We start from the raw sequence: 22,653 nt of genomic DNA, 5'->3' as shown, positions 1-22,653 counted from the left end.
GAAAGGGCCGCTAGTCGCCGGTGCGCGGGCTGGTGTGCTGGAAGGCGACGGCCTGGCCCGGCGGCACGAAGTCGCGTACCGGCTCGTCGCGCAGCGCCCACGCGAGGATGCGCCCCACCGCGGCGATCTGCCGCTTCTGCACGCCGCCGCCGACCGCGTCCCGGGGGTCGTCCGGGTTCGCGGCGATCGTCGCCACCGAGAGCTGCGGAGTGAACGCGACGACAGTCTCCGTGGCGTTCCGCTCCGAGCTTCCGGTCTTGCCGGCCACCGGACGGCGCAGGCCCGGGGCCAGTTCCTCGGCCGTGCCGCCGTCGCAGCGCCGGTACATCGACTGGTCGCCGACCGGGCAGCGGCTGGCGTCGGCCGCCGCGCGGGCCACCTCGGTGTCGAGCACCTGCCGGCAGTCGGTGTTCCCGGCGGCGACCTTCCGGCCGGACGGGTCGGTGATGGAGGTGACCGGCGTGGGCCGGCACCAGGTGCCCTCGGCGGCCACCGCGGCGTACGCGCCGGCCAGGTCGAGCGGCGTGGTGGCGGAGACGCCGAGCGTGAACGGCCCCCAGCTCTTCGCGCCGTCACGGGCCATCCGCGCGTCCTGCGGGGCGCGGAACACGATGCCCAACCGCTGGGCCATCTCGACCACCCGGTCCGCGCCGACCCGCTCGGTCAGCCACGCGAAGTACGTGTTCACCGACCGGCCGAACGCGTCCCACATGTCCCGGTCGCCGTCCATCCAGTAGGTGTTGGCGTTCGCCGGGCACCACCGGCCACCACAGCTCGCCGGGCCGGCGCCGACCGGGTACTGCGTCACGTAGACCTTCGGCGCGTCGAACACGGTGTCCAGCGGCAGCCCGGACTCCAGCGCGGCCAGCAGGGCGAACAGCTTGAACGTCGAGCCCGCCTGATAGCCGGTGATGCCGCCACCGCCGGCCACCAGCTGGTTGACCGTGTTCGGGTAGTTCTGCTGCCCGTCCTGATTCGCGGCCACGCCGTACGTGCGGTTCACCGCCATGGCCAGCACCCGCCCGTTGCCCGGTTGCACCACAGCGGTCGGCGCGGCGCGCGCGATCGTCTCCGGGTAGATCTCCCGCACCTGCTCGCTCGCCTTGGCCTGCACGTCCGGGTCGAGTGAGGACACGATCGACCAGCCGCCGCGGCGCAGCGTGCGCTGCCGCTCGTCCACCGACTTGCCGAACGCCGGCTGGGCGTTCCACCACTGCGTGAACCAGTCGCAGAAGAAGCCCCAGTCGTTGTGGTCCGCGGGCACCGCGGCGCAGTCGTTCGGGGTGGTGTTGGGCTTGAGGGCCAGCTCAGTGGCCTTCGCCGCCTCGGCGTCCGCAGCGCTCGCCCGGCCGGTCTCCACCATCCGGTCCAGCACGTACGCCCGCCGTTGCCGCGCCGAGTCGCCGTCGCCGTTGATCGGGTCGTCCGCCGGGGACCGGACCAGCCCGGCGAGCAGGGCGGCCTGGGCCAGCGTGAGCCGGTCCGGCGTGGTGGAGAAGTAGCGCTTGCTGGCCGCGGCGATGCCGTACGCCCCGGCGCCGAAGTACGCGATGTTCAGGTAGCGCCCGAGGATCTCGTCCTTACCGACCTGCCGTTCCAGCGTCAGCGCGTACCGCATCTCGCGGATCTTGCGGCCGACGGTGATCTCGGTGGCGGCGGCGCGCTGCTCCTCGGTCAGCCGGGGGTCCCCGGCCAGCGCGTTGCGCACGTACTGCATGGTCAGCGTGGAGGCGCCCTGGCGGGTGCCCTCGCGGCGGTTGGCGGTGAACGCCCGCGCGACGCCGCGCACGTCGACGCCGTGGTGCTCGTAGAAGCGCACGTCCTCGGCGGCCACGATGGCTTCGCGCATCACCGGCGCCACCTCGGCGACCGGCACGTCCACCCGGTCCTCGACGTAGAACGAGGTGATGAGCGTGCGGCCGTCGCTTGCGTATAGGTTGGACCGCTGCGCCGGCTGTGGCGCCTTGAGCGCCTCCGGCAGCGCGGTGTACGGCATCAGGTTCTTCAGGCCCAGCCCGAAGACCAGCGCGGCCGGCAGCGCCGCGACGGCCAGGACCAGCCCGGCGAGCACGCCGGCGAGCACAACGGTGAACAGCTTGTCGAGATAGGCCCGGTTCATCAGCTCTCCCCGCAGGAGCCGGCCGTACGGACCTGTTCAGAATGACCGGAATGTGCGCTTTGGCCGCCACCTTCCGAGAAAGGCGCAGAAAGTTCGCGAGGAAGGATGAATCTCAGGGCAACAGCGCGGCAGCCAGCGGCTGCACCGTCTCCTCGATCTCGTCCGCGACCCGGCTGAAGCACTGGTCGCCCCGGCCCCACGGGTCGTCCAGATCATCGGTGGGCAGCGCCGAGGCGTTCTGCCGGGCCACGTCGGCGGCCGCCACCAGCGCGACGCCGCGCGCGTACACGGCGTCCGGCGTGGGCTCGGCCGGCGGCAGGGCGGACCGGTCCAGCCCGCCGAGCAGGCGGCCGAACTCACCGAGCACGAACGTGCGCGCGGCGGCGTCCGGCCGCAACGCCACCACGTACTCCTGCTGGTCGGCGGTGGCGGTGAGCACCAGGTCCGCGGCGTCGATCAGGTCCGAGCGCAGCCGCCGCGCGGCGAACCCCTCGGTGTCGCCGCCGCGCGAGATCACCTGGCGGGCGGCCGGCGGGTTCATCTCCTCGCCCGCGTGCCAGCCGCCGGTGCCGGCACTGTGGCTGTGCACGAGCGCGTCCGACCCGGCCGCGTCGACGCCGAGGCGGGCCAGCCGCTCCCGGACCGCGAGCAGCAGCAGCCGCTCGGCCATCGGCGACCGGCAGATGTTGCCCATGCAGACGTGCAGGACGGTGAAGGGCGGCACTCAGACCCCCCGCTCGTCGAGGATGTCCGGCACGACCTCCCGCAGCTTCGCCAGCGTCACCGCGCCCTCGCGCAGCACCCGCGGCACGTCGCCGGTCAGGTCGACGATGGTGCTCGGCACCGGATCCACCGCCGGCCCGGCCTCCAGATAGGCCCGGACGCCGTAACCGAGCTGGTCACGCGCCTCCTCGGCGGTGAGCGCGGCCGGCTGGCCGACCTTGTTGGCCGAGGCCACTGCCATCGGCCCGGTCTCCCGCAGCACCTCCAGCGCCACCGGGTGCAGCGGCATCCGTACCGCCACCGTGCCGCTGCTGTCGCCCAGGTCCCAGGCCAGGCTCGGCGAGTGCTCCACCACGATCGTCAGCGCGCCCGGCCAGAACGCCTCGACCAGGTCGCGGGCCGCGCCGGGCAGCGAGAACACCAGGCCGTCGAGCGTGTGCCGGGAGCCGATGAGCACCGGGGGCGCCTGCCGGGCGCCGCCCTTGGTGTCCGCCAAGGCCTTCACCGCGTACGGCGTGAACGCGTCCGCCCCGATGCCGTAGACCGTGTCGGTCGGCAGGACGACGAGTTCCCCGTTCTTGACCGCCTCGATGGCAGCGGCGATGCCGCGGTCCCGGTCGGCGGGCGACCGACAGTCGTAGAGCATCACGAGGAGTCAGTCTGCCACGCCCGGGCGGTCTCGGCGTGGGTGCCGTCCGCCCGCCGGGACGCGCTCGCCCAGCGGGGCCGCCCGGCCAGGTCCCGGTGCTCCTCGACGCGGTCGTAACGGCCGTCGCCGCGCAGCAGCGCGGGCACCGCCGTCGCGTGCGTGTCGTCGTGCTCGATCCCCATCACGCCGCCCGGGCGCAGCAGCACGGCGGCCCGGCGCACCACCGGGCGGATCACGTCCAGCCCGTCCGCGCCGCCGAAGACCGCCTCGTCCGGGTCGTGCCCGGCCACCTCCGGCGGCACCGTCACCGACCTCGGCACGTACGGCGGGTTGCAGAGCAGCACGTCGACCCGCCCGGCCAGGTCGGCCAGCAGGTCCGCAGCGGTCACGTCGGCGGCCACCACCTCGACCGGCCGGTCCCCCGCGGCGGCCCGGCCGGCCGCGTTGCGCCGCAACCACGCCAGCGCGGCCGGGGACCGCTCCACAGCCACCACCCGGGCCGACGGCACCTCCTGCGCCACCGACAGGGCGATCGCGCCGGAGCCGCTGCACAGGTCGACCACGAGCGGCGCCGTACGCTCCCGGGCCCGCTCGATCCCCCAGCCGGCCAGCAGTTCGGTCTCCGGGCGGGGCACGAACACGCCCGGCCCGACCGCCAGCTCCAGCAGCCGGAAGCCCGCCGTGCCGATCAGGTGCTGCAACGGCTCCCGGGTCACCCGCCGTCCGACCAGCGCGTCCAGGCGGTCGAGCTGTGCCGGAGTTAAGCCGTCGGCCAACGCCAGCCGGCCGCGCGGCACCTGGAGGACGTACGCGGCCAACTGCTCGGCCTCGGCGCGGGGCGCCTCGACGCCCGCCGCCGCGAGCGCCCGGGCCACCCGGGCGATCACCAGCGAGGGCCGTTCGCGTTCTGTCCCTTCGGACGGGTGTTGCGGGAGTGCTGTCACGCAATAATCATGAAGCGTCGCGGCCCACCTCACGAACGGGTGCGTCCGGGCGCACACGGCAGGGAGGTCGCAGGTGGGCTGGCTCGACCAGGTCGAGGACCAGGTTGACGCTCTCCGACGCGCACGGTCACTGCAGGAGGCCAGCCGGTCCGCGGAGGCGTGCGCCCTGCTCGACCGCGTGATCCGCACCACCGGCGACCCGTACGCCCGCGCCGACGCGCTCGTGCAACGCCTGTCCGCGCTGATCAATCTCGGCCGGACCGCCGAGTTCACCCGCGCCGTCGAGGACGCCTCCGCCGCCGTACGCGACCTCGCCGAGCCCTACCTGCACGGGCACCTCAACGCGCTCGCCGCGCTCGCCGCCCACCACCAGGGCGCGCTGGACCGGTGCGTGATGCACCTGGTCCGGGCCGCCCGCGCGCTGGGCGCCGACGACACGCCCGACCGGGACACCGCGTGGGGCTGGCACGACCTCGCGATGGCGTACTCGTACCTGAGCTTCCACGGCCACGCGCTGGGCGCGATCGAACGCGCCCGCGAGGTGGGGCTCAGCGCCGGCATCCCGGAGGAGACGTTCGCCGCGCCCGGGATCCGGCTGCGCAACGCGGTGGCGCTGGACCACAACGGCGACAGCGACGGCTGCCTGCGGGTGCTGCGCGACGTCGCCGGTGACCTGGCCCGGTTCCTGCGCGGCGGGCGGGCCGCCGACCTGCGTCCCAGCAGCCTCGCCGCGTACGGCTACGCGGCCGCCCGGCGGGCCGCGCTCGGCGACCGGGTGGAGTCCGCCGGGGACGCCGACCCGAAACGGCTGCTCGGCCACGGCGGCGACAGCGCCCGCGCCCGCGACCTGCGCCAGCTCGGCCAGGTCTGCCTGGCCGTCGCCGCCGACCGCCCGATCGAGGCGGTCACCCGGCTGGACGCGCTCCAGGTCTCCGACGAGACGCTCGGCGCGGCCGAGGCGCCCCGGCTGCGCAGCGTCGCGCTGGCCCGGGCCGGCGACCACGCGGGCGCGCACCGGGCCGACCGGCACGCGTTCCGGCTGGCCGCGCGGCGCAGCGACCGGCTGCGGGACGTCTACATCGACGGCATCGCCGCCCGGATCGACCACGAGGAGATGCGCCGCGAGGCGGCCCGGTACGAGGGCGAGGCGCTCACCGACCCGCTCACCGGCCTGCCGAACCGGCGCCGGCTGGAGCGCTACCTGGGCGCCGTGGTGTCCCGGGGCGAGCGGGTGGTGATCGGCGTCTGCGACCTCGACGGCTTCAAGGCGGTGAACACCCGCCACGGCCACCACTCCGGCGACCTGGTGCTGCAACGGGTGGCCGGGGTGATCAACCGGGTGATGCGACGCGGCGATTTCGTGGCCCGCTACGGCGGCGACGAGTTCGTCGTGGTGCTGCCGGACACCGTCATGCCGGAGGCGGTCGAGGTGGCCCGGCGCATCGAGGCGGCTGTCCGCACCGAGGACTGGGAGTCCCTGGTGCCGGGCACCCCGGTCGGTGTGACCATCGGTTTCGCCGAGGTCGACGGCAGCACCACAGTGAGCGTGCGGGAGGCGCTCGGCACCGCGTTCGAGCTGGCCGACCGGGAGATGCTGCGCGCCAAGGCGCGACCCCGCGCGAGCTGAGCGGTAAGGAAGGGCCCCCTGTTAACGCCTCCGGTAGAGGAGGGGCCCCCGCTTAACACCCCGCCGGTCAGCGGCGGGACAGCTCCGTCTCGCCGGCCAGCCGGGCTGCGCGGTCCGCCTCGGCCAGCGCGTCGAGCACCCCGTCCAGCTCGCCGGCCAGCGCCAGGTCCAGGTTGTACGCGGTGTAGCCGATGCGGTGGTCGGTGATCCGGTTCTGCGGGAAGTTGTAGGTACGGATCCGCTCGGAGCGGTCCACGGTGCGGACCTGCGCCTTACGGGCGTCCGACGCCGCCGCGTCGGCCTGCTCCTGGGCCGCGGCGAGCAGCCGGGCTCGCAGGATACGCATGGCCTGCTCGCGGTTCTGCAGCTGCGACTTCTCGTTCTGGCAGGAGACCACGATGCCGGTCGGCACGTGGGTGATCCGGACCGCCGAGTCAGTGGTGTTCACCGACTGGCCACCGGGGCCGGACGAGCGGAACACGTCGATGCGCAGCTCGTTCGGGTCGATGGTGACGTCGACGTCCTCCGCCTCGGGCAGCACCAGCACGCCCGCCGCGCTGGTGTGGATGCGGCCCTGCGACTCGGTGACCGGGACGCGCTGCACCCGGTGCACGCCGCCCTCCCACTTGAGCCGGGACCAGACCCCGTTGCCGCCTTCCGGCACGCCCTTGCTCTTGATCGCCAGCGACACGTCCTTGACGCCACCCAGGTCGGAGTCCTGGGCGTCGATCACCTCGGTGACCCAGCCGTGCCGTTCGGCGTACCTGGTGTACATCCGCAGCAGGTCCCCGGCGAACAGCGCCGACTCCTCGCCGCCCTCGCCGGCCTTGATCTCGACGATCACGTCCTTGGCGTCGTGCGGGTCGCGCGGGATGAGCAGTTCCGCGAGCCGTTCCTCCAGCGCCGGCAGGGAGGCGGCGATGGCCTCCGCCTCGCCGGCGAACGTCGCGTCCTCGGCGGCCAGCTCGCGCGCGGCGGTCAGGTCGGCGCGGGCCTGCTCCAGCTCACCGGCCGCCTTGTGCAGCGGGACCAGTTCGGCGTACCGACGGCCGACCCGCCGGGCGGCGCCCTGGTCGGCGTGGATGGCCGGGTCGGCCAGCCGCCGCTCCAGCTCGGCGTACTCGTCGAGGAGGGCGGCCAGGCGCTCACTGCTCATGCTGCGGATGCTCCTTGGGGATTAAACCGGCGCAAACGGACGAACGCCCGTGCCCGGCAGGAGCCGGACACGGGCGTCGTCGACGGAGCTACTTGGCCTTCTTGGCCTGAACCTTGGCGTACTTCTGCTGGAACTTCGCGACCCGGCCGGCGGTGTCCAGCACGCGCTGCTTACCGGTGTAGAACGGGTGGCAGGCGCTGCAGGTCTCGACGCTGATGGCGCCGCCCTTGGCGGTGCTGCGGGTCGTGAAGGAGTTACCGCAGGAGCAGCGGACCTCGGTGGTCACGTACTCCGGGTGGATGTTGGGCTTCATGTCGCCTCGGTCCTTTCGTCGGTGGTCGCCGGGTCGCCGTCGGTGCTCCCCGTCGTCCGCGACGGGCTCGGGCGTGAACCGGAACCGGTGGCCGATTGACCAGTGTGCCATGGGGCTCGCCCTCCCGGCACAGGAGGTCCGCCACCCGCAACGCCCGCCCACACTCCGGCATTCCCACACCCACCCCACCCACACCCCACCCGCCCGTCCCACCCCGCCGGCCCGAGCCGTTGATCATGAAGTTGGCGGCATTTTCTGTCGCTTTTGTCCAGGTCAACTTCATGATCAACGGAGTGAGGCGGGCAGGAGCGCGGGGGCGGGCGGAGGCAGGCGGGGTTGGGGCGGGGCTCCTCCCCCAGGATGAGGAGCCCCGGCCCCGGGGTCAGGCCGCGGGGGCGCGGGCCGCCGCAACGGTGGTCACCGTCGCTTCGGCCTTCACGCCGTTGACGGTCACCGCCAGCAGGATCTGCGCGCCGGGACGCAGCGCGGTCAGCCGGCCGGTGGCCGGGTCGAACCGGGCCACGTGCCACGGTCGTACGCCCGCGGCGCCCCCGATGTGCAGGTTCGGCGAGCCGGACCAGTCGGCGCTGACCGGCGCGGCCACCGGCACCTGCCGCCCGCTGGGCTGGGTGAGCGTCGCCGTGACGTCCACCGGCGAGCCCTGGCGCGCCTGCGCGGGCACGGTCAGCGCGAGCCGGTCGACGTGGGCGTGCATTTCCGCGCTCACCCACCGCGGCCCCTCGACCAGCGGGTCACGCCGGGCCCGCTCGGCCTCGCCGGGCGTCACCGGGTCCACCCCGAACTCGGTCCAGCCGGTGAACCCGCCGAGGGCGGCCGGGGTGGACGGGTCCTTGCCCGAGTTGCCGTTGATCACGTACGGCACGCCGTCCACCCGGTCGGCGTGGAACGTGCCGACGTGGCCGTTGACCATCAGCGCGCCCTTGCCGGTGCGGTGCTGGAAGTCGGCCAGCCACTGCTCGACCAGCGCCGCCTCCTTCCGGTCGCCGAGCTGGCTGGCCTTGGCCGGGCTCGGGTCACGCGGCGGGTGGTGGAAGAACACCGCCACCGAGCCCACCGAGCGGTCGGCGGCGGCCTGGTCGAGCGTCCGGCGCAGCAGTTCCACCTGGTCGAACCCGCCTCCGCGCAGCGACCCGGTGGCGGTGCTCAGCGTGACGAAGCGGGTGCCCCGGTGGTCGAAGACGCGTGAGGTGTCCCCGAAGACGCTGCGGAAGTTGTCGATCGGCGCGCCCATGATCTCGTGGTTGCCGGGCACGTAGTGGTACGGCACCTCGCCGCCCAGTTCCTCGTCCAGGATGCGCTTGGCCAGCGCGAAGTCCGCCGGGTAGGCGGTGTCCACGAAGTCACCGTTGATGATCAGGAAGTCCGGCCGGGCGGAGCGGACCTCGCGCAGCGTACGGCGGGCCTGGGCGACCAGGTCGCTGTCCGGGTTGGCGGCGACGAACTGGGCGTCGGAGAGCACCGCGAAGCGCCAGGGCGCCCCGTCCACTGTGCCGTCGCGCAGCACCACCCGGTCGGTGCGGTTCGGCTCCGGCGGCGCCTGCACGTCCGGCGGCACCCGGGCCACCAGGTCGTCGATCACGACCTCGCTGCGGTACTGCTTCGCCGGGTCGGTCTCGGCCACGTAGAACCGGCGCACCCGCACCGGGTACTGCACGCCGGGCGGTACGGCGAACTCGACGTACTTCCAGCCGGTCCAGTCCAGGTACGGGCCACGCAGCACGAACTGGGTGTCCTGCGCGTCGTGCAGGTGCAGGCTGGGCCACTCGCCGGCGCCGTTGGCCTTGATCCACATTCCGAACGCCTGCGGCTGGCCGGGCACGTCGATCCAGGCGGGCGGGTCGGCGTACGCGGCCCGGGTACCGGTGGACTGGCTGAAGTCGTACGACATCCGCAGCCCGCCCCCGGTGTGCCCGTCGGCCGGGGCGACCGATCCGGAGGCGCGGGCCTGGCTGAACTTCCACGACGCGGCGTCGTCGAACCCGGCCACCGGCACGTCGGTGAGCCCGACGGTCACCGGCAGGACCGTGCTGTGGTTGCCAACGCGCACGGTGACCAGCGCCGAGCCGGTCTCGCGGAGCGCCTCGACGGACAGGTTGCCGTCGGCGGTGGGGGTGACCGAGAGCAGGTCGCTGTCGTACTCCAGCTTCAGGTCGGCCGGCTCGATCGGCGCGGTGTTGCCCTCGGCGTCGTAGCCGACCACGCCGAACAGGCCGCTGTCACCGGCCCGGTCCAGGCCGACCCGGTCGACGGTGCCGTCGATCCGCTGAAGCGGGCCGAGCACCGTCAGGTCGATCGTGCCCTGGGCGCGTCCGCGTGCGGCGGTGACGGTGCTGCGGCCGGGCACGGCGGCCCGGAACACGCCGTCGCCGTCGACCCGTCCGTGGGTGGCGTGCCAGCGCGGCTCGCCGGCGGCCGGGCCGTACGTCTCGTCGTATCCGGCGGCGGTGAGCCGGCGGGTGAGGCCGGGGAAGACCCGGTCCGGCCGGCCGCCGCGCACCGGCGCGACGCCCGGCGCGGCGGTCGGGTCGCTGGCGGTCTCCAGCCAGTAGCCGGTGAGCCGGCCACTGCCCTTCGGCGCGTAGACGGCGAGCCCGTTGGGCACCGGCCGCTCGCTGCCGTCGGACGGGCTGTTCTCCACCTGGACCGTGGCCGCGCCCGGCTCCCGGGCCAGCAGTGTGGACGAGCCGCCGCCGTCGAGGTTGAGCGCGTTGGCGGCGCCCAGCTCGGCCATCATGCGGCCCATCTCGGTCTGGGTGACGCCGCGGCTGTCCACCTGGCGGCCGTCCACCGTCAGCATGATCATCTTGCGCCCGTCGGCGGAGAAGCCGACGGCGGTGCGCGGGGCCAGCGACGCGTCGGCGATGCTCTGCACCACGCCGTCGCGCACCAGCACGTTGCCGCCGCCCACCGCGGCGCGCAGGTCACCGCCGTCGGAGGCCCGTGGCCGCCAGGACACGTCCACCGCGTCGCCGGGACGCAGCGCGGCGAGCGCGTCGGCGCCGGCCTCGCGGCCGAGCAGCACGGTGCTGCCGGCCGGGATCGGGCCCTCGCCCGCCGTGGTGGCCACGCTCGCCACCCGGCCGCCGGTCAGCGTCACCTCGACCGTCCGGGCCGCGCCCTCCACGGCCCGCTTGCGGGTGTACGAGCCCCAGAGTGGCGTGAAGACGCCCACGCCGTCGCGCTGCACCATGTTGTTGAACTGGGTGAGCGACACCGGCCCGGTGGGCAGCGTCGCGGCGCCCTCGAAGCCGACCTCGACGACCCGGCCGATGCCCTGGGCGCTGACGCCCACCGCGTTGGGGTGCCCGGCGATCGGCGACTGCACCAGCTCACCGGAGCGGATGCCGACGCCCTGGGCGGCGCCGGAGTTGTTGATGTCGAAGAAGTCGCCGTTCACCGCCGCGACCGCGCGGGACCGGTCCACCGCGGCGCGCAGCGGCTCGTCCTTGGTGACCTCTCCAGAGTTCACGTAGTCCACTGTCAGCCCACCGCCCAGGTCTGCGGTGAGCGCGTCGGCGCGCAGCCAGCCGGCCGCGTCGTACCTGTCGAAGGAGGTCAGGTTCAGGCCGGGCGCGACCGGCCGGGTGCTCTTGGCGGTCTCCAGGCCGTCGGCCGGCTCCACACCAGCGAGCGCGACGGCTGGGTCGGGACGGGACGAGGCGCGTGGCGCGTCCTCGGCGGCGGTGGCGCCCGGCGGCGCGACGGGTGACGGCCCGGCGGCCGTCGCGGCGGACGGCGTCGGCGCGGTGATGGTCAGCAACGGCGTCAGCAGCAGGACGCCGGCGAGGCGGGCGGGTCGACTGCGGGTTCGCATGGACGACAGTCAACCCGACGATGAACAGAAGTTTCAATACCTCGCGACTGAACCGTAGGAAAACTTCACCGTGGGCGGTGCCGGGTATGCGACGAGGGGCACGGCCGCGTTCGGCCGTGCCCCTCGTTCGTCGTCCGTCAGCTCACTCGCCCGGAGTGGACTTCGCGATCTGCATCAGGAACTCGATGTTGGTGCGGGACTGCTTGAGCCGGTCCAGCAGGAGGTCGAGCGCCGCCTGCGAGTCCAGCGAGTGCAGCACCTTGCGGAGCTTGTGGATGATCGCCAGCTCCTCCGGCGCGAGCAGGACCTCCTCCTTGCGGGTGCCGGAGGGGTTGATGTCGATCGCCGGGAAGACCCGCTTGTCGGCGATCTTCCGGTCCAGCTTCAGCTCGGCGTTACCGGTGCCCTTGAACTCCTCGAAGATGACCGTGTCCGCCATGGACCCGGTCTCCACCAGCGCGGTGGCGAGAATGGTCAGCGAGCCGCCGTTCTCGATGTTGCGCGCCGCGCCGAGGAAGCGCTTGGGCGGGTAGAGCGCGGTGGAGTCGATACCACCCGACATGATCCGGCCGCTGGCCGGCGCCGCCAGGTTGTACGACCGGCCGAGCCGCGTCACCGAGTCGAGCAGCACGACCACGTCGTGCCCCAGCTCGACCAGGCGCTTGGCCCGCTCGATCGCCAGCTCCGCCACGGTGGTGTGGTCCTGCGGCGGACGGTCGAACGTGGCCGCGATGACCTCGCCCTTCACCGAGCGCTGCATGTCGGTGACCTCTTCGGGCCGCTCGTCGACAAGCACCACCATCAGGTGGCACTCCGGGTTGTTGCGGGTGATCGCGTTCGCGATCGCCTGCAGCACCATCGTCTTACCGGCCTTCGGCGGCGACACGATGAGCGCCCGCTGGCCCTTGCCGATCGGCATGACCAGGTCGATCACCCGGGTGGTGAGGATGTGCGGCTCGGTCTCCAGCCGCAGGCGCTCCTGCGGGTAGAGCGGGGTGAGCTTGTAGAACTCCGGCCGGCGCTTCGCCTCGTCCGGCTCCATCCCGTTGATGGTGTCCAGCCGGACCAGCGGGTTGTACTTGTCGCGCCGCTGCTCGCCGTCCCGCGCGGCCCGCACGGCGCCGGTGATCGCGTCACCGCGGCGCAGGCCGTACTTCTTGATCTGGGACATCGAGACGTACACGTCGTTCGGGCCGGCCAGGTAGCCGGTGGTCCGGACGAAGGCGTAGTTGTCGAGCACGTCGATGATGCCGGCGACCGGGACGAGCACGTCGTCCTCGCCGACCTGCGGCTCGCGGCCGCCACCGCCACCGCTGTCGCCCTCGCCCCGCTCGCCACGGCCGCGACGGCGGTCCCGGAACCGGCTGCGCCGGCCGCGCCGGCCGCCGCCCTCGTCGTCGTCGCCGTCGTTGTCCCGCTCGGCGCGCTGACCCCGGTCGTTGCGGTCGTTCCGGTCACCGCGGTCGTTGCGGTCACCGCGGTCGTTGCGGTCACCGCGGTCGTTGCGCTCCGCGCGCTCGCCCCGGTCGGCACGCTCGTTGCGGTCGCCCCGCTCGGCCCGGTCACCACGGTCATTGCGGTCACCGCGCTCGGCGCGCTCGCCGCCGCGCTCGGCGCGCTCGCCGCCGCGCTCGGCCCGGTCACCGCCACGCTCGGCACGCTCGCCGCCGCGCTCGGCGCGCTCGCCGCCGCGCTCGGCACGCTCGCCGCCGCGCTCGGCCCGGTCACCGCCGCGCTCGGCACGCTCGGCCCGGTCACCGCCACGCTCGGCACGCTCGCCGCCGCGCTCACGGCCCCGGCCCTCGTTGCGCTCGGCACGCTCGCCACCGCGCTCGGCCCGCTCGCCGGTCTCGGCGGGAGCCTCCTCGGCGCGGGTCTCGGCCGGCCGCGCCTCGGCCGCCGGCGTCTCGGCCGGTCGGGCCTCGGTGGTCGCGGCGGCGGCCCGGGTACGGCGGCCACGGGTACGACCCTCGGTCGCCTCGGCGGGCGCCTGCTCGGCGGGACGCGCCTCGGCCCGCTCCTCACGGACCTCCGCGTGCACCTCCTCACGGGCGGGAGCAGCAGCCGCGGCCGCTACCTCGGCGCGCGGTCGAGGGGTCCCGGCGGCGGCGCCGCCCTGCTGCCGCTCGGTGATGGCACTGATCAGCTCGCCCTTGCGCATGCGGGCCGTACCAGAGATGCCGAGCGACGCGGCCAGGCTCTGCAGCTCCGGCAGCAGCATCGCCGACAGGCCGGTGCCGCTCCGGCGACGGCGCGTGGGGGCGGCGGTGGTGGCATCGCCAGCGACGTTGGAAACATCCGACGTCACGTCGGTGGTGTCGCTCAATGGATTCCTTCCCTCGATAGGCCGGAGCTGCCCGGAGTCGTGGAACCAGGTGGCCGGGCGGCCTCGGTGCACCCGCCTCGCATGGACGCGTCGCGGGAGTCTGTGACACAGCAGCCGGTGGTTTCCCGACTCACCACCGTCGGTGAGCAGGTCTCGCCGCCTGCGGCGACCTGTGGAAACTGCGGCGCGGCGTGGGCCTTGGGCAGGGGTGACGGGCTGACCGCCGAGAGCTTCGGGGGTGCGCCGAACCGCAGGAAGATCGCATGCTTCGCGGCTGTGCTAGGTCTAGAGCGTAATCAACTCTTCCGACCTGCGGCAACAGGGCCCCGCTCGGCGTGTCAAAGTCTACCCCGGATGACCCGGGCACCGCTGACATCTATCGGCAACTCCCACCGGCGCCAATCTGTTCCCGCCTCGAATCCCACCGGGACCTGGGAAAGCGCCAGCACTGTCGGCCCCGCCCCACTGACCACAGCCGCCACACCCGCCGCACGCAGCGCGCCGACGAGCGCCGCGGTGGCCGGCATCCCCGGCGCCCGCTGCTCCTGGTGCAGCCGGTCGACGGTGGCCGGCAGCAGCAGCGCCGGATCGGCACTCAGCGCGTGCACCAGCAGGGCCGCCCGGCCCGCGTTCAGCGCCGCGTCCGCGTGCGGCACGGTGGCCGGCAGCGCGGCCCGGGCCACCGAGGTCAGGCCCCGCTCGGCGGGCACGAAGACGGTCGGGCGCACGGCCGGCGCCACCGGCAGCGAGACCGCCCGCGCGCCGCCCGGCTCGGTCCAGGCGATCGTGAAGCCCCCGAGCAGGCAGGGCGCGACATTGTCCGGGTGCCCCTCCAGCTCGGCGGCCAGCCGCAGCGCGGCGTCGTCGTCCAGCCGCTGCTCGCCGTCGGCCACCAGCGCGCGGGCCGCCAGCACCCCGGCCACGATCGCGGCCGAGGAGGAGCCGAGCCCGCGGGCCTGGGGGATGCGGTTCTCGCACTCCAGCGCCAGGCCGGCCGGCTGCCCGCCGAGCGCGTCGAAGGTGGCCCGCATCGCGGTGACGATCAGGTGCCGCTCGTCCGCCGGCAGCTCACCGGCGCCCTCGCCGGTCACCGACACCCGCACGCCGCCGCCGGTCACCTCGGCCGTGACGTCGTCGTGGAGGCCGAGCGCAAGACCGAGCGCGTCGAAGCCGGGGCCCAGGTTGGCGCTGGTCGCGGGCACCCGGACCCGGACCGGGCCGGGGATGAAGGTCGTCGGCACCGGCTCATGCTAGGGCGTACGACCGACAAGCCGGCCGTACCGCCCGGAGCGTGAGACCGACGTGTCATCCCGCCCGGTCCGGCACCGGCGCGTCCACCGGGTCGGTGAGCGAGAGCCGCCGGGTCGCGAACCGCCAGCCGAGCGCGTAGACGACGGTGACCAGGCCGCAACCGGCCAGCACGGTGCGCTCGTCCACCCGGTCCACCACGAGCGCCACGACCAGCTGGCTCACCGCGATGGCGAGCGTGGCGAGCATCATGTCGGTGGCGAAGACCCGGCCGCGCAGCCGGTCCGGCACCTCGCCCTGCAACGCGTAGTTGGACAGCACCCAGTTGCTCCCGCCGCCCAGGTGGGCCAGGAAGACCAGGACCAGCACCAGCGGGAACCAGGAGACCGCCGAGGCGCCCAGGTAGGCCAGGCCGTACAGCGACATGGACAGCGCCAGGCCGGTGAGCAGCCAGGCCCGGTTGCTGAGCACCCGGCGCATCAGGATCGGGCCGACCAGGGCCCCGGCGCCCCGCGAGGCGAAGAGCAGGCCCGCACCGATCGCGCCGACGCCGTACACCCCGGCGAGCAGCGGGAAGACGGTCAGCACCCCGTTGCCCAGGCCGACCGCCGACTTCACGGTGACCAGCGCGAGCACGCGCGGGCGCTGGGCGATGTAGCGCAGCGCCTCCCGGATCGCCGCCCAGGTGCGCGGCACGGCCGCCGCCGGGTCGCGCGGCGCCTGCAACGGCCGGCGGATCGACGCGGCCAGGAAGAAGGCGGCGAGCAGGCCCGCGGCGGCCACCCAGAAGCTGACGTACGGGCCGGACGCGGCGCTCAGGATGCCGCCCAGCGAGGCGCCGACCACTGTCATCGTGCCCCAGGCCGAGCCGGCGACCGCGTTCGCCGCCGCCAGGTCCGCCGGGTCGACCACGTTCGGCAGCGCGGCCTGGGCGGCCGGCGAGTAGAACGCCTTCGCCACCGCCACCAGCGCGATCGCCGCCAGCGCCAGCCAGGCCGTCCCGGAGCTGCGCACCCCGAGCAGCAGCAGGACACCGGCCAGGGCGGCGACGTTCGCCCCCATCATCACCTTGCGGCGGTCGAACCGGTCGGCCACGGTCCCGGCGTACGGCAGCAGCAACGCGGTGGTGCCGGTGTCCACGGCCAGCACCAGCGCGCCCCACACCCCGCTGCCGGTCAGCTCCGGCAGCAGCACCAGCAGCGGCACCATGACGAACCAGTCCGCGCCGAACACCACCAGCTCGGCGATGAACAGATGGCGGAAGTCGCGGTTGCGGACGAGGACGGAGAGGGTGGGCGACACGCGGGCACCCTATCGGGCCGCTCCCCCGCCGGCAGCACGGCGCAGCAGCTCGGAGACCGTGACGAAGGTGTATCCCCGGGCCCGCAACCCGTCGATCATGTCGGGCAGGCCGCGCAGCGCCACGAGCCGCCGGTCGTCGCCCACGTCGTGCCCGAGCACGATCGTGCCGGGGCGTACCTCGGCCACGATCCGCCGGGCGTGTCCGGCCGGGTCGTGCGGGAACTCGCTCTCCACCATCTGCAGCGTCCAGAGCACCAACCGGTAGTCCAGCCGGGCCGACGCGTACAGCACCGCCCCGCCCAGGTGCCCCCAGGGCGGGCGGAGCAGCCGTGGGGCCGCGCCGGTGGCCGCCGCGATCGCGTCGTGGCTGCGCCGCAGGTCGTCGTAGACAGTCGCGGCGTCCATCCGGGCCAGGTCGCGGTGCGCCCAGCTGTGGTTGCCGACCTCGTGGCCGTCCATCCGGCCCCGGACCAGCGGGGCGTGCCGGCGCGCCCGCTCACCGACCAGGAAGAAGGTGGCCGGCACCCGGTGCTCGGCCAGCGTGTCCAGCACCATCGGCGTCCACTGTGGGCGTGGGCCGTCGTCGAAGGTGAGCGCGACCAGGGGTTCGTCGGTGCGTACGCCCCAGAGGACCTGGACGCCGCCGCGGCCGACGTTCTGGTGGCCGTTGCCGAGCGTGGCGCTGGCCGGCCCGCCCGCCAGCGGGAGGCGGCGGTCGGCCACCCAGGTGCTCTCGGCGGTGGCGGCGGAGCCGAGCGCGGCGCCGCCGAACAGCAGGGCGGACCGGCGCAGCACGGTGCGCCGATTCCACCGGCCCGCGACCCCCATCGCGCCCCCGCACCCAACGTAGGCATCAGCTTACCGAGCGTACCGCCGGATGGGGTTCCGGTGTGTCCCGCGCGCCGAGGTGCCGGGAGGGGCGACTCGGGCCCCTCCCGACACCGTCACTCGGTGGGGGGAAGCGGGGAACGGCGCGTCTTGGGCAGGCGGAGCACCTCGAACTGGTCCGTACCGTCGATCAGCGCGCCCGACGGGCGGGCCGGCGGCGCGGTCTCGGCCCGCTCCTCGGCCCGCTCGCCGCCGCCGACCGGCACCGGCACCGGATCGGCCGTCGGCTCCGGCTCCACCGGCTCCACCGCGCCCCGGCGCCGGGCCCGGAACGAGCCCTTGGTGTGCTCCACCATCGTGTAGAGCGTCGGCACCAGCACCAGCGTCAGCAGCGTCGAGCTGAGCAGGCCACCGATCACCACGATCGCCAGCGGCTTGGAGATGAAGCCGCCCTCGCCGGTCAGCCCCAGCGCCATCGGCAGCAACGCGAAGATGGTGGCGACGGCTGTCATCAGGATCGGCCGGAGTCGGCGGCGACCACCCTCGACCACGGCCTCGGTCACGTCCATGCCCTGGGCCCGGTACTGGTTGATCAGGTCCAGCAGCACGATCGCGTTCGTCACCACGATGCCGACGAGCATGAGCACGCCGATCAGCGCCGGCACGCCCAGCGGCGTCCCGGTGACCAGCAGCAGCCCGATCGCCCCGGTCGCCGCGAACGGCACCGAGATCAGCAGGATCAGCGCCTGGGTGAGGCTGCGGAACGTGGCCACCATGATCAGGAAGACGATCGCGATGGCGGCCAGCACCGCGAGCCCGAGGTCCGCGAACGCGTCCGCCTGGTCGGCGCTGACACCGCCGATCTCGTACGTGGCGCCCGCCACGTCCAGCCCGTCCAGCCGCTTCTGCAGCTCCTGCGTGGTGGCGCCGAGGTTCGAGCCGGTCGCCGTGCCGGTGACCGAGACGCTGCGCTCGCCGTCGATCCGGGTCACCTGCTGCGGGCCCTCGACCTGGTTGACGTCCGCGATCGCGTCCAGCGGCACCGCGCCGACCGGCAGCGCCCGCAGCTCCTCAACGGTCAGCGGCGGCCGGGCGCCGCTGCTCAGGACCACGGTCTGGGCCGTGCCGTCGAGCGTGACCTGGCCGAGCGGCGCACCCCGGTACGTCTGCGCGACGAGCTGCCCGACGGCCGCCTCGGTGAGACCCGCGCGGGCCGCGGCCAGCCGGTCCACAGTCACTTCGACGCGCGGCACCTGGGTGGCCAGGCTGGTGGTGACGTCCTCCACGCCCGGCGTGTCGGCCATCGCGGCCCGTACCGCCTCGGCGGCCCGGGTCAGCGTCTCCTGGTCGGCGGCCTGCACCACCACCTCGACCTGGTTGGCCGATGCGTTCTGCCCGCCGCCGAACGTCAGCTCGCCCACCTCCGGGCCGAGCGCGTCGAACTCCTTGCGCAGGCCCTGGCGTACCGTCGCGGCGTCCGTGTCGTCGGAGAGCGACAGCGACCAGGTGGCCCGGTCGCTGCCGCCGCCGGCGAACGGGTTGTCGCCACCACCGGCGCTGACCTGGTAGGTCTCCACCCCGGGGGTACGCCGCAGCACCTCCTCGATCCGCGCGGCGGCCCGGTCGGTGCCGGCGAGCGAAGTGCCGGCCGGCATGTCCTGCCGGATGGCGAGCGTGTCCTGGCCCGAGTCGTCCAGGAAGTTCGTCTCCAGCTTCTGCGCCAGCCCGAACGTGCCCAGGAGCACCAGCAGGCCCAGGCCGACGGTCGCCCACCGGGTCTTCCGGGAGCCGGTGGCGAAGTCGATCACCGGCAGGTACGCCCGCTGCAACGGGTTGCGCAGCTCCTTCTCCTCGGCGGCCCGCCGGGCGGCGGCGTCGTCAGCGCCGCCGCGCGGCCGCAGGAACCAGTACGCCAGCACCGGGATGACGGTCAGCGACACCAGCAGCGAGGCGAGCAGCGCCACCGTCACGGTGATCGCGAACGGGGCGAAGAGCTGCCCCACGAAGCCGCCCACCAGGGCGATCGGCGCGAACACGGCCACCGTGGTGAGCGTGGAGGCGGTCACCGCGCCGGCCACCTCGCGTACCGCGGTGAGGATCGCGTCCCGCTTCGGCTCGCCGTACTCCAGGTGCCGTTTGATGTTCTCCAGCACCACGATGGAGTCGTCCACCACCCGCCCGACCGCGATGGTCAGCGCGCCGAGGGTGAGCAGGTTCAGCGAGTAGTCGCCGGACCAGAGCACGATCAGCGCGACCAGCACCGACAGCGGGATGGAGACCGCGGTGACCACCGTGGAACGCACCGACAGCAGGAACACCAGGATCACCACGACCGCCATGACCAGGCCCAGCAGGCCCTCGGTCGTCAGGCTCTCGATGGACTTCTCGACGAACGGGGCCTGGTCGAAGACCACAGTCAGCTCGGCGCCCGCGGCGTCACCCAGCTCGTCCAGCCGGTCCTGGATGTCGTGCGAGATCGCCACCGCGTTGCCGTCCGGAGCGGCCGTCACCGCGATGCCGAGGCTGGGCTTGCCGTTGGTACGGGTCAACGAGGTCGCCGGCGCGAGCTGCTGCTCCACCGCCGCGACGTCGCCGAGGCGTACCGGGGCGGCGGGCGCCGTGGTGAGCACGATGCCGCGCAGGTCGTCGAGCGTACGGATCGGCGTGCCCACCTGCACCGGCAGCGACCGGTCACCGTCGGCGAGCGCACCGGCCGGCACCGCCACACCGTTGCTCTTGAGCGCCGACGCGATGGCTGTGGGCGCCACCTTGGCGGCGGCGAGCTTCGCCGGATCCGGCGTGATCGTCACGACCTGGTTCCGGGCGCCGGTGACGTCCACCGAACGGACGCCGTCCAGCGCCTCCAGCTCCGGCACGACCGCGGTGCGCAGCTTCTCCGCCAGCGCCCGCTCGTCACCGCCACCGGTCGCGGCGACCACCACGGCGGGCAGGTCGTCGGTGCTGCCGGCGATCACCTGCGGGTCGACGCCCTCGGGGAGCTGGGCGTCGATCCGGTTGAGCGCGGTCTCCATCTTGTTTACGACGTCGTCCAGGTCGGTGCCGAACTCGTACTGCACCTGGACCGTGGCCGCGCCCTCGCGCGAGGTCGAGGTGACCTTGTCCAGGCCAGGGATGCCCTTGAGGCTGTTCTCGATCGGCTCGGCGACCTGGGACTCGACGATCTCCGGCGCGGCGCCCGGGTACGTCGCCACGATGAACGCGGCGGGAAACTCCAGCGACGGCAGGAGCTGCTGCTTCAGCGACGGCACGGCGAACAGCCCGAACGCCGTCGTCACCAACGCGACGAGGGCGATCAGGCCCCGGTTGGCGAGACTGAATCTGGCGAGCAGCGACATCGGCGTTACTCACTCCTGAAGAGGGGTTTGCGGGGCCCTGAGTCTGCCGCACGCCCCGACACTCCCGGCATCCGCCCCAGCCGATGACATTGCCGCCTTTCGGGGTCGCCCGCGCCCGCCTCGATCGACTCCACTTCGCCGAGGTGGTTGCGTCCCACGAGCTCCGTTCCCGCTAGCTCCCCGAACTGGTGTCGATCGGGGTTTCAGCCGGAAGCGCGGATGCGCGAGGCGGGCGCGGATGCGCAAGGCGGGCGGTGGATGCGCAAGGCGGGCGCGGATGCGCGAGCGGGCGGGGATACTTTCACCGGGCTGACCCGCCACCACTCGGGCCTCGGCGCGGCGGCACGGCCACCCTGCCCCACCTCGACCGGCCGGCTGACCCAAGCTTTCCGCCCTCGGCCACCACCCCGCCCTTGATCGACTCAACCTCGCCGAAGTGGCTGCATCCCACCCACCCTGATCCCACCACCTCCCCGAACTGGAGTGGATCAAGACCGGGAATGCCACCACCTCCCCGAGCTGGTGCCGGTCAAGAGCCAGAGCTGTGCCGGCACTGCACGCCTGCCCCCAGGGCGGAGGCGCTGTGCGCTATTGCGTACCGGTTGTGGAAGCACGCCAGCGAGGCGAAGTGCGGGGCGCGGGAGACGGGCGGGATGCCATCGTCGGGCCAGCCCGCCATCACGCGGCACCCGATGCGCGGCACGGCCACCCCACCCCACCTCGATCGGCCCGCCCGAGCACATCACTTCCGGCCACGAGCCCACCCTTGATCGACTCCACCTCGCCGAAGCGGCTGCATCCCGCCCACCCTGATCCCGCCACCTCCCCGGACTGGAGTGGATCAAGGCCGGGGATGCCACAACTTCCCCGAGCTGGCGTGGATCAAGGAAGGGGAGACCACCACCTTGCCGAGCTGGAGTGGATCAAGGCCGGGGACGCAGCCACCTCCCCGATGAGGAGTCGATCAAGGCAGGGAAGGGCGCCACCTCCCCGAAGTGAGGTCGGGGAGGGGAAGCGCGGAGGCCCCGCGAGGTCCAGCGGAGCGCGTCACCCCAACGGCACCGGACAAAGGTGTGAGTCGGGGGCCGGACAACGTCCGGGGAAGCCGCAGGGACGGAGCGGTCAGACCAGGTCGAGGGAACGCGCGGCGGCCAGCGCATCGTTGGCGATGGTCACCGGCGCGGGCGCGGTCGAGATGGCCCACTCCGGGTCCTTCAGGCCGTGCCCGGTCACAGTGCACACCACCCGCGAACCCGCAGGCACCTTGCCGGCGGCGGCCTGCTGGAGCAGTCCGGCGACGCTCGCCGCGCTGCCCAGCTCGACGAAGACGCCCACCTCGCGGGCCAGCAGACGGTACGCCGACAGGATCTCCCGGTCGGTGACGGCGGAGATCAGTCCGCCGGAGGCGTCCCGCGCGTCGATGGCCTTGGTCCAGCTCGCCGGGTTGCCGATCCGGATGGCGGTGGCAATCGTCGACGGCTCCGGCACCACCTGGCCGGTGACGATGGGGGCCGCGCCGGCGGCCTGGAAGCCGTACATCCGGGGTGCCTTCGTGGCGTTACCGTCGCGCAGGTCCTCGGAGTAGCCCATCCAGTACGCGGTGATGTTGCCGGCGTTGCCGACCGGCAGGCAGTGGATGTCGGGCGCGTCGCCGAGCGCCTCGACGATCTCGAAGGCGGCGGTCTTCTGCCCGTGCAGCCGGTCGATGTTGACGGAGTTGACCAGCGCGACCGGGTAGTCCTGGGCGAGCTTGCCGGCCAGTCCGAGGCAGTCGTCGAAGTTGCCCTGCACCTGGAGCAGCTTCGCGCCGTGCACGAGCGCCTGGGCCAGCTTGCCCAGCGCGATCTTGCCCTGCGGCACCAGCACCGCACAGGTGATCCCGGCGCGGGCCGCGTACGCGGCGGCGGAGGCGCTGGTGTTGCCGGTGGAGGCGCAGATGATCGCCTTGTCACCGGCCTCTACGGCCTTGGAGACGGCGACCGTCATGCCCCGGTCCTTGAACGAGCCGGTCGGGTTGGCTCCCTCGACCTTGAGCCAGACGTCCGCGCCGACCCGGGCGGAGAGCACCGGCGCCGGCAGCAGCGGCGTGTTGCCCTCGTGCAGGGTGACGACGGGAGTCGCTTCGGTGACCGGCAGCCGGTCCCGGTACGCCTCGATCAGGCCCCGCCACATGTCGCGCTCCTCGCCTCTGTCGCCCCGCTCCGGGGCCTGCCAACAGCGTGGACCA

The 22,653-nt window shown here is 73.7% G+C and carries 14 protein-coding genes; 1 reads left to right on the top strand and 13 read right to left on the bottom strand.

The annotated features are described in order from the left end of the window. Positions 1-10 precede the first annotated feature (10 nt). The 4 genes from ACSDG8_RS22780 to prmC form a co-directional block, all read right to left on the bottom strand. Positions 11-2,119: a transglycosylase domain-containing protein gene (locus tag ACSDG8_RS22780; protein WP_210893802.1), complete on the bottom strand. Its 2,109-nt coding sequence runs from the start codon at positions 2,117-2,119 to the stop codon at positions 11-13. 112 nt (positions 2,120-2,231) lie between these two features. Next, complete coding sequence (locus ACSDG8_RS22775) at positions 2,232-2,843, bottom strand: arsenate reductase/protein-tyrosine-phosphatase family protein (RefSeq protein ID WP_210893800.1); 612 nt, start codon at positions 2,841-2,843, stop codon at positions 2,232-2,234. After that, on the bottom strand, positions 2,844-3,488 hold the full coding sequence (locus ACSDG8_RS22770; RefSeq protein ID WP_073829317.1) for an L-threonylcarbamoyladenylate synthase: 645 nt from the start codon (positions 3,486-3,488) through the stop codon (positions 2,844-2,846). Beyond that, a complete protein-coding gene (prmC, locus tag ACSDG8_RS22765) occupies positions 3,488-4,378 on the bottom strand; it encodes a peptide chain release factor N(5)-glutamine methyltransferase (RefSeq protein WP_210893963.1) in 891 nt (296 codons plus the stop codon). The genes ACSDG8_RS22770 and prmC overlap by 1 nt, the downstream gene beginning before the upstream one ends. Before the next feature lie 130 nt (positions 4,379-4,508). Here prmC and ACSDG8_RS22760 point away from each other — a divergent pair, with 130 nt between their 5' ends. Further along, positions 4,509-6,062 carry a GGDEF domain-containing protein gene (locus ACSDG8_RS22760; RefSeq protein WP_210893798.1) on the top strand — a complete coding sequence of 518 codons (1,554 nt, stop codon included), beginning with the start codon at positions 4,509-4,511 and terminating at the stop codon, positions 6,060-6,062. 67 nt (positions 6,063-6,129) lie between these two features. On the opposite strand, the gene prfA is transcribed toward ACSDG8_RS22760, so the two are convergent. The 9 genes from prfA to thrC form a co-directional block, all read right to left on the bottom strand. Beyond that, positions 6,130-7,218: a peptide chain release factor 1 gene (gene prfA, locus ACSDG8_RS22755; RefSeq protein ID WP_210893796.1), complete on the bottom strand. Its 1,089-nt coding sequence runs from the start codon at positions 7,216-7,218 to the stop codon at positions 6,130-6,132. An 88-nt stretch (positions 7,219-7,306) separates the two neighbouring features. Continuing rightward, entirely contained in the window at positions 7,307-7,531 is a 225-nt protein-coding gene (gene rpmE / locus ACSDG8_RS22750) for a 50S ribosomal protein L31 (protein WP_046563792.1), read from the bottom strand. A 382-nt stretch (positions 7,532-7,913) separates the two neighbouring features. Next, positions 7,914-11,366, bottom strand: coding sequence for a phosphodiester glycosidase family protein (locus ACSDG8_RS22745; RefSeq protein WP_210893793.1), 3,453 nt, complete (start codon positions 11,364-11,366; stop codon positions 7,914-7,916). A gap of 142 nt (positions 11,367-11,508) precedes the next feature. Further along, positions 11,509-13,692 carry a transcription termination factor Rho gene (rho, locus tag ACSDG8_RS22740; RefSeq protein ID WP_210893791.1) on the bottom strand — a complete coding sequence of 728 codons (2,184 nt, stop codon included), beginning with the start codon at positions 13,690-13,692 and terminating at the stop codon, positions 11,509-11,511. Between the two features lie 338 nt (positions 13,693-14,030). Then, positions 14,031-14,933: a homoserine kinase gene (gene thrB / locus ACSDG8_RS22735; protein ID WP_210893789.1), complete on the bottom strand. Its 903-nt coding sequence runs from the start codon at positions 14,931-14,933 to the stop codon at positions 14,031-14,033. Positions 14,934-14,997: 64 nt separating this feature from the next. Continuing rightward, positions 14,998-16,242: an MFS transporter gene (locus ACSDG8_RS22730; protein ID WP_439427229.1), complete on the bottom strand. Its 1,245-nt coding sequence runs from the start codon at positions 16,240-16,242 to the stop codon at positions 14,998-15,000. Positions 16,243-16,251: 9 nt separating this feature from the next. Next, positions 16,252-17,070, bottom strand: coding sequence for a polysaccharide deacetylase family protein (locus ACSDG8_RS22725; RefSeq protein WP_439427228.1), 819 nt, complete (start codon positions 17,068-17,070; stop codon positions 16,252-16,254). Between the two features lie 116 nt (positions 17,071-17,186). Next, positions 17,187-20,426 carry an efflux RND transporter permease subunit gene (locus ACSDG8_RS22720; RefSeq protein WP_439427227.1) on the bottom strand — a complete coding sequence of 1,080 codons (3,240 nt, stop codon included), beginning with the start codon at positions 20,424-20,426 and terminating at the stop codon, positions 17,187-17,189. Between the two features lie 1,122 nt (positions 20,427-21,548). Then, entirely contained in the window at positions 21,549-22,598 is a 1,050-nt protein-coding gene (thrC, locus tag ACSDG8_RS22715) for a threonine synthase (protein ID WP_210893781.1), read from the bottom strand. Positions 22,599-22,653 lie beyond the last annotated feature (55 nt).

Origin of the sequence: Micromonospora sp. LA-10 (assembly GCF_051853095.1) — a bacterium.
In the GTDB taxonomy this organism is placed as follows: domain Bacteria; phylum Actinomycetota; class Actinomycetes; order Mycobacteriales; family Micromonosporaceae; genus Micromonospora; species Micromonospora echinospora_A.
Note: the sequence above shows the minus strand (reverse complement) of the source record. Positions and strands in the feature narration are given on the sequence as shown.

Excerpts from the sequence above, each read along its gene's own strand:
- ACSDG8_RS22780 (WP_210893802.1), bottom strand. The coding sequence starts at position 2,119 with ATGAACCGGGCCTATCTCGACAAGCTGTTCACCGTTGTGCTCGCCGGC.
- ACSDG8_RS22770 (WP_073829317.1), bottom strand. The coding sequence starts at position 3,488 with ATGCTCTACGACTGTCGGTCGCCCGCCGACCGGGACCGCGGCATCGCC.
- prfA (WP_210893796.1), bottom strand. The coding sequence starts at position 7,218 with ATGAGCAGTGAGCGCCTGGCCGCCCTCCTCGACGAGTACGCCGAGCTG.
- rpmE (WP_046563792.1), bottom strand. The coding sequence starts at position 7,531 with ATGAAGCCCAACATCCACCCGGAGTACGTGACCACCGAGGTCCGCTGC.
- ACSDG8_RS22745 (WP_210893793.1), bottom strand. The coding sequence starts at position 11,366 with ATGCGAACCCGCAGTCGACCCGCCCGCCTCGCCGGCGTCCTGCTGCTG.
- ACSDG8_RS22725 (WP_439427228.1), bottom strand. The coding sequence starts at position 17,070 with ATGGGGGTCGCGGGCCGGTGGAATCGGCGCACCGTGCTGCGCCGGTCC.
- ACSDG8_RS22720 (WP_439427227.1), bottom strand. The coding sequence starts at position 20,426 with ATGTCGCTGCTCGCCAGATTCAGTCTCGCCAACCGGGGCCTGATCGCC.
- thrC (WP_210893781.1), bottom strand. The coding sequence starts at position 22,598 with ATGTGGCGGGGCCTGATCGAGGCGTACCGGGACCGGCTGCCGGTCACC.